This is a genomic window from Streptomyces sp. NPDC004788, assembly GCF_053601115.1.
In genome coordinates this window covers 1-6,934 of sequence record NZ_JBSGBF010000175.1, presented here as the reverse complement: position 1 = coordinate 6,934, position 6,934 = coordinate 1, and the positions used below count along the sequence as shown (strand labels likewise).

The following is a 6,934-nucleotide window of genomic DNA, read 5'->3' as shown; positions in this document are numbered from 1 at the left end:
GCGGGGAGACCTCCTCGCTGCCGCCGGCCGCCGCGTCCGGCGTCGACCCCACCCCCGTGGGGGACTCTGCCGGAACGGTCCTGTGGCGGATGCGGACCACCGTCCGCGACACCCCGGGCAGCCTGGCCGCGTTGTGCACGGTGCTCGCCCGGCACGGGGTGGACATCCTGACCCTGCAGACCCATCCGCTCGCCGAGGGCACGGTCGACGAGTTCCTGCTCCGGGCGCCCGCCTCGCTGGAGACCGGCGCGCTCGCCCGGGCCGTCGCCGCGGCCGGCGGCGCCGACACCTGGACCGAGCGCGCCGACGCCCACGACCTCGTCGACACCCCGACCCGGGTGCTCGGCCTCGCCACCCGCACCGCGCTCGACGCGGCCGAACTCCCGCTCGCCCTGCGCCAGCTCCTCGGCCGGTGCACGATCCACTCGGTCCCCGCGGTGTCCCTCAGCGGCCGCCCCACCGGGGAACAGGCCCCCGAGGAGGGCGTCCTGGAGGAGACGGTGATGCGGCTGCGCGACCCCAGTGGCGGCACGCTCGTCATCGAGCGGCCCCATCTGCCGTTCACGCCGACCGAGTTCGCCCGGGCCCGCGCCCTGGTCGAGCTCGACGCCCGGCTCGGTCCGCGCGTCCCGCACGGCAGTGACGTGCTCACCCTGCCCGAGGGCAACGAGATCACCGTCCGCCGCGCCGACCGGCGCGACCTGCCCGCCGCGCGCGCCATGCACGACCGCTGCTCCGCCCGCACCCTGAGCCTGCGCTACCACGGCCCCGTCGCCGACGCCGACCGCTACCTCGACCATCTGCTGAGCCCACGCTTCGGCCGTACCCTCGCGGCGCAGACGGCCTCCGGCCGGGTCGTCGCCCTCGGCCATCTGCTCTGGGACGGCGACGAGACCGAGGTCGCCCTCCTGGTGGAGGACGACTGGCAGCGGCGCGGCATCGGCGCCGAACTCCTCGGCCGACTGGTGGCGATGGCGGAGGAGGCCGGCTGCGAGAGCGTGTACGCGGTGACCCAGTCCTCCAACACCGGCATGGTGGCCGCCATGCGGGCGCTGAACCTGCCGCTCGACTACCAGATCGAGGAGGGCACCCTGGTCATCACCGCCCGTCTGGCCGACCGCCCGGTCCGAGCCCAGGCCGCCCAGCCCCAGGCCCGGGCCCAGTCCCGGCCGTAGACGCGGACCCGGGCCCCGGCCACGGCCGGGACTGGGCCCGGATCCGGGTCCCCATGGCTAGGCCTGCGCGACGGCGTCCGCCAGAACCGGTCGCTCGGCGGCGCTCCCGGGCCCGGTCGCCGTGCCGAGCGCCTGCGTCAGGTCGGCCCACAGGTCCTCGACGTCCTCCAGGCCCACCGACATCCGCAGCAGCCGGTCGCCGATGCCGCCCGAGCGCCGGTCCGAGGCGTCCACGATGCGGTGGCTGATCGAGGCCGGGTGCTGGATCAGGGTGTCGACGCTGCCGAGGCTGACGGCCGGCGTGATGAGCCGGACGCCCGAGATGACCTCGTGCGGATCCCCGTACACCTCGAAGGAGACCATCGCGCCGCCGATCCGCGGATAGTGCACCCGCGCGACCCGCGGGTCGGTCTTGAGCCGGCGGACCAGTTCGGCCGCGGTCGCCGAGGCGGCCCTGACCCGGACGGGCAGGGTGGAGAGGCCGCGAAGGAGCAGATAGCCGGCGAGCGGATGGAGCACGCCACCGGTCGCGAAGCGCACCTGGCGCAGGACGCGGGCGAACTCCTCGTCGCAGGCGACGACACCGCCCATCACGTCACCGTGGCCGCCGAGGTACTTGGTGGCGCTGTGCAGCACGATCCGCGCGCCCAGCTCGGCGGGACGCTGGAGGACCGGGGTGGCGAAGGTGCTGTCGACGAGCAGCGGCACCGAACCGCAGGCGTGGGCGACGGCGCGGATGTCGACCTCGGCGAGGGTCGGGTTGGCGGGCGACTCGACCATCACCAGACCGGTGTCGGGCCGCAGCGCGTCCGCGACGCCCGCCGGGTCGGTCCAGGTGACCTCCGTACCGAGCAGGCCGGCGTTCAGCATGTGGTCGCTGCATCCGTACAGCGGACGGACGGCGACGATGTGCCGCAGCCCCGCGCTCGCCCGGCTGAGCAGCACCGCGCTGAGCGCGGCCATGCCGCTGGCGAAGGCGACCGCCGCCTCCGTGCCCTCCAGGCGGGCGAGGGCGGTCTCGAAGCGGCCGGTGGTGGGGTTGTCGAGCCGGGCGTAGACCGGCGGTCCGTCCGGCCGGGCGCCGGTGGTGGCGAACTCGTCGATCCGGGCGGCCTCGGCCCGGGCGTCGTGCGAGGGATAGGTGGTGGACAGGTCGAGCGGCGGGGCGTGCAGACCGAGCTCCGCGAGGTCGTCGCGGCCGGCGTGCACGGCTTCGGTGGCCAGGGCCCGGGTGGGGGCGGCGGCCGGGACGGCTGAGGCGAAGCCGCCCAGAGCGGCATCCGTGGAGGTGTCCATGCGCGGCACTGTGAACGGATACCGGCCCGTAGCGGGAAAAGCCCGTGCTACGTTCGGCCGATGGCTGATTCTGTCGTACTGGACGCGGTCGATCTGCACATTCTTCGCCTACTGCAGAACGACGCCCGGACCACCTACCGCGAGCTCGCCGCCGAGGTGGGCGTCGCCCCCTCCACCTGTCTGGACCGGGTGTCCCGGCTGCGCCGCACCGGTGTGATCCTCGGACACCGGCTACAGCTGAATCCGGCCAAACTCGGCCGCGGTCTGGAGGCGCTGCTCCTGGTCCAGGTCCGGCCCCACCGGCGTGAACTGATCGGTCCGTTCGTCGAGCGGATCAGGGCGCTGCCCGAGTCCCGGGCGCTGTTCCACCTCACCGGACCGGACGACTATCTGGTCCACGTGGCCGTCGCGGACCCCGCCGACCTGCAACGACTCGTCCTGGACGAGTTCACGTCGCGGCGCGAGGTGGCCCGGGTGGAGACCCGGCTGATCTTCCAGCAGTGGGAGTGCGGACCCCTGCTGCCGCCCGTCCCGGGTGCTCATTTGTCAGCCGACTGAGATCGACCGAGAGTTCCGGAGGGTGACGCGGGAACGACGCACGGGCCAGGATGAGCCCCATGCCAGACACCTCCACCCCCGCCCTCCCCCGCCAGGTCGCCGACGACCACGTCGACGCGCTCATCGAACTCGACCCGATCACCGGAACGTTCCTGGGAGTCCGGGACAGCGCGGGCCGCCTGCCCGACTTCTCGCCGGCCGGACAGGAAGCCGTCGCCGCCCTCGCCCGGCGCACCCTCGCCCGGCTCGACGAGGCGGAGCGGCAGCCGGGTGCGGCGGACGAGGCGGAGCGGCGATGCGCCCGGCTGCTGCGGGAGCGGCTGACCGCCCAACTCCTCGTGCACGAGGCGGACGAGGGCCTGTGCTGCGTGAGCAATCTGCGCTCGCCCGCGCACAGCGTGCGCCTCTCCTTCACCATGCTGCCCACCGCGACCGTCGAGGACTGGACGGCCGTCGCCGCGCGGCTGCGCGCGGTCCCGGCGGCCCTGGAGGGGTACCGGGCCTCGCTGACCCTGGGTCTGGAGCGGGGCATGCGCGGCGGGCCGCGTGCCACCGCCACCTTCGTCACCCAGCTCACCGAGTGGGCGAGCGCCGGGCCGGACGGGGCGGGTCAGGGCTGGTTCGCGGGCTTCGCGGCCGGCGCCGCCGACTCCGTACCGGAGGAGCTGCGCGCGGAGCTCGCGGCGGCCGGCGCGGGCGCGGACCTGGCGTGCACGGAGCTGCGGGACTGGATGCGCGACGTGTACGCCCCGGCGGTCGCCGACGCGCCCGACACGGTGGGCCGGGAGCGCTACCGGCGCTGGTCGCGCTTCTTCAACGGCACCGACCTGGACCTCGACCAGGCGTACGCGTACGGCTGGTCCGAGTACCACCGGCTGCTCGGCGAGATGCGCCTGGAGGCCGAGCGGATCCTGCCCGGCGCCGACCCCTGGGAGGCGCTGGCCCACCTCGACGAGCACGGCGCGCACATCGAGGGCGTCGACGAGGTGCGGTCCTGGCTGCAGCGGCTGATGGACGAGGCGATCGAGGCGCTCGACGGCACCCACTTCGAACTCGCCGAGCGGGTGCGGCAGGTGGAGTCCCGGATCGCCCCGGCGGGCAGCGCGGCCGCCCCGTACTACACGGGCCCCTCGGAGGACTTCGCCCGCCCCGGCCGCACCTGGCTGCCGGTCGACGGGCAGTCCCGCTTCCCCGTGTACGACCTGGTGTCGACCTGGTACCACGAGGGCGTGCCCGGCCACCACCTCCAGCTCGCGCAGTGGGTGCACGTGGCCGACCGGCTCTCCCGCTACCAGGCGACGGTCGGCAAGGTCAGCGCCAACACCGAGGGCTGGGCGCTGTACGCGGAGCGGCTGATGGACGAGCTGGGCTTCCTCAAGGACCCGGAGCGCCGCCTCGGCTACCTCGACGCGCAGATGATGCGGGCCTGCCGGGTGATCGTGGACATCGGCATGCACCTGGAGCTGGAGATCCCGGCGGACTCGCCGTTCCACCCGGGCGAGCGGTGGACGCCGCAGCTCGCGCAGGAGTTCTTCCAGCGGCACAGCAGCCGGCCGCCGGCCTTCGTGGAGAGCGAGATGACCCGGTATCTCTCGGTTCCCGCGCAGGCGATCGGCTACAAGCTGGGCGAGCGGGCCTGGCTGCTCGGCCGGGCCAACGCGCGGGCCGCGCACGGCGACGCGTTCGACGCGAAGGCGTGGCACATGGCGGCGCTCTCGCAGGGGCCGCTGGGTCTGGACGACCTGGTGGAGGAGATCTCCAAGCTCTGACGGCGCCGCCCGGGACACCGGCATGTGAGAAACCCCGGGAGGACTTGAACTCCCGGGATTTTCCCTGCAAGGTCACGCCCATGACCAGCGGATACACCCCGGACGCCACGGACTGGCGGATCCTCGCGGCCCTCCAGGAGCAGGGCCGGGCCAGCTTCGCCGAGCTCGCCCGGGCCGTGTCCATGTCCCCGTCGGCGGTGACCGAGCGGGTGCGGCGCCTGGAGGAGGCGGGGGTGATCGCCGGGTACACGGCGGTCGTCGACCAGGAGCGGCTCGGCCTGCCGATCCTCGCGTTCGTCCGGCTGCGCTATCCGAACGGCAACTACAAGCCCTTCCACGACCTCATCGCGACCACCCCGGAGGTCCTGGAGGCGCACCACGTGACGGGCGACGACTGCTTCGTCCTGAAGGTGGCCGCCCGGTCGATGCGGCACCTGGAGGAGATCTCCGGGAAGGTGGGCGCGCTGGGCTCGGTGACGACGAGCGTCGTCTACTCCTCGCCGCTGCCCCGGCGCGCGATCAGCCGCTGAGCGCCTCCGCTCCGGTACGGAGCCGCACCGCCGACCCGTGCCGGGCCTTGACGACCTCCAGCTGGGCCGGGATGCGGCGGCGCAGGTCGCCGACGTGGCTGACGATGCCGACGCTGCGGTCGCGCTCCCGCAGCGAGTCCAGGACGTCGAGGACCTCGTCGAGGGTCTGGTCGTCGAGGCTGCCGAAGCCCTCGTCGATGAAGAGGGTGTCGAGCCGGACGCCGCCGGCCTCGTCGGTGACGACGTCGGCGAGGCCGAGCGCGAGCGCGAGCGAGGCGAAGAAGGTCTCGCCGCCGGAGAGCGTCGCGGTGTCCCGCTCGTTGCCCGTCCAGGCGTCGACCACGTGCAGCCCGAGGCCGGCGCGCCGACCGCCGCTGCGGGCGTCGGAGTGGACGAGGGTGTACCGGCCGGCGGACATCCGCTGGAGCCGGGCAGTGGCGGCGGCCGCGACCTGTTCGAGCCGGGCGGCGAGCACGTACGACTCCAGGCGCATCTTGCGCTCGTTCTCGGCCGAGGTGCCGGCGGTGAGCCCGGCGAGCCGGGCGACCCGCTCGTACTCCTCGCGCAGCGGCCCGAGCCGGCGCACCTCGGCGTCGGCCTCCCGGGACAGCCGGTCCAGTGCTTCCGTCCGCTCCTGTACGGCGGAGAGCGCGGCGGCGGCCTCGCGCAGCGCGCGCTCGGCGGCGGCGTACGCGGCTTCGGCGGCGGCCGGGTCGGCCGGCGGCAGTGCGGCGGCGGCAGCGGTGGCCTCCTCCCGGAGCCGGTCGGCGACGGCCGCGGCCTCGGCCTGCCAGGCGTCGACCCGCTGCTGCAGCGTGCGGCGGGCGGTCTCGTCGAGCAGCGCGGCCGCGGCCGCGGCGGGCGTGTCGAAGCCGGCCCTGAACGCGGCGTCGGCCAGCCGGTCGTCGGCCTCCTTGAGCCCCCGCGCGGTCACCTCGGCGGCCCGCACGGCCTCCGCCGCCTCCGTCAGCAACGCGATCCGCCGTTCGAGCAGCGTCGCGTGCGCGGCCACGCTCCCGGACTCGCCGCGCCCCCGCGCCAGTTCGGCCGCCAAAGCGCCCTGCTCCTCCTCCAGCGCCTCCCGCCGCGACGTCCGTGCCGCCACCCGCCGCTCTGCCTCGCGCAGCGCGGCCCCCCGCTCCTCGTACTCCCGCTCGGCGCGCGCCAGCTCCTCCCGAGCGGCATGCGTCTGCGCGGCGAGCGCATGGGCTTCGGCGTGCGCACGGGTGAGCTCGTCGACCTCGCGCACGAGATCGCCGACGGCGGGGTCGAGGGCCGGGTCGGCGACGGGGTCCGCCCCGGCGGCGCCCGCGTGGCCGCCCGTGCCTCCGTCGTGCGGGGCCGCCGAGGCGAGCACCGATCCCACGCCTCCGGCGAAGCCTTCGCCGCCAAGGATGCCTGCGCCCGCGCCTGCCACCGGGCCGGCTCCCGGGCCGTCGGCCGGCGCCTGGTGCGCGCCCGCGGGCCGGGCGTGACGGCCGGTTTCGTCGGCTCCCGCCGTCCCCGCGCGCGCCTCCTGCCTGGCCGCCTCCCACGCCTCCGTCGTCGCGGCGACGACCGTCTCCGCCGCCGTGCGCGCCTCGTCGGCGCGGGTGTACGCGGCGTA

6 protein-coding genes are annotated in these 6,934 nt (G+C 75.2%); 4 read left to right on the top strand and 2 right to left on the bottom strand.

What is annotated here, in order from left to right:
* Positions 1-1,175: GNAT family N-acetyltransferase (locus ACWEJX_RS37060; RefSeq protein WP_451611808.1), on the top strand; the 1,175-nt coding region annotated here is incomplete at its 5' end.
* Between the two features lie 57 nt (positions 1,176-1,232).
* Here ACWEJX_RS37060 and ACWEJX_RS37055 read toward each other — a convergent pair.
* Positions 1,233-2,471, bottom strand: coding sequence for a trans-sulfuration enzyme family protein (locus ACWEJX_RS37055; RefSeq protein WP_451611807.1), 1,239 nt, complete (start codon positions 2,469-2,471; stop codon positions 1,233-1,235).
* Between the two features lie 60 nt (positions 2,472-2,531).
* Here ACWEJX_RS37055 and ACWEJX_RS37050 point away from each other — a divergent pair, with 60 nt between their 5' ends.
* The 3 genes from ACWEJX_RS37050 to ACWEJX_RS37040 all read left to right on the top strand — a co-directional run bounded on the left by ACWEJX_RS37050 (position 2,532) and on the right by ACWEJX_RS37040 (position 5,328).
* Positions 2,532-3,029 (top strand): Lrp/AsnC family transcriptional regulator, encoded by a 498-nt coding sequence (locus ACWEJX_RS37050; RefSeq protein WP_403789283.1) that lies wholly within the window; start codon positions 2,532-2,534, stop codon positions 3,027-3,029.
* Positions 3,030-3,088: 59 nt separating this feature from the next.
* Positions 3,089-4,798, top strand: coding sequence for a DUF885 domain-containing protein (locus ACWEJX_RS37045; RefSeq protein WP_451611806.1), 1,710 nt, complete (start codon positions 3,089-3,091; stop codon positions 4,796-4,798).
* An 80-nt stretch (positions 4,799-4,878) separates the two neighbouring features.
* A complete protein-coding gene (locus ACWEJX_RS37040; protein ID WP_403789285.1) occupies positions 4,879-5,328 on the top strand; it encodes an Lrp/AsnC family transcriptional regulator in 450 nt (149 codons plus the stop codon).
* Here ACWEJX_RS37040 and ACWEJX_RS37035 read toward each other — a convergent pair.
* The coding region (locus ACWEJX_RS37035) for an SbcC/MukB-like Walker B domain-containing protein (protein WP_451611805.1) at positions 5,318-6,934 on the bottom strand (1,617 nt) is incomplete at its 5' end. The two genes, ACWEJX_RS37040 and ACWEJX_RS37035, sit on opposite strands and share 11 nt — an antisense overlap.

What these genes read in the sequence shown, in the direction of transcription:
- ACWEJX_RS37050 (WP_403789283.1), top strand. Translation starts at nt 2,532, where the DNA reads ATGGCTGATTCTGTCGTACTGGACGCGGTCGATCTGCACATTCTTCGC.
- ACWEJX_RS37045 (WP_451611806.1), top strand. Translation starts at nt 3,089, where the DNA reads ATGCCAGACACCTCCACCCCCGCCCTCCCCCGCCAGGTCGCCGACGAC.
- ACWEJX_RS37055 (WP_451611807.1), bottom strand. Translation starts at nt 2,471, where the DNA reads ATGGACACCTCCACGGATGCCGCTCTGGGCGGCTTCGCCTCAGCCGTC.
- ACWEJX_RS37040 (WP_403789285.1), top strand. Translation starts at nt 4,879, where the DNA reads ATGACCAGCGGATACACCCCGGACGCCACGGACTGGCGGATCCTCGCG.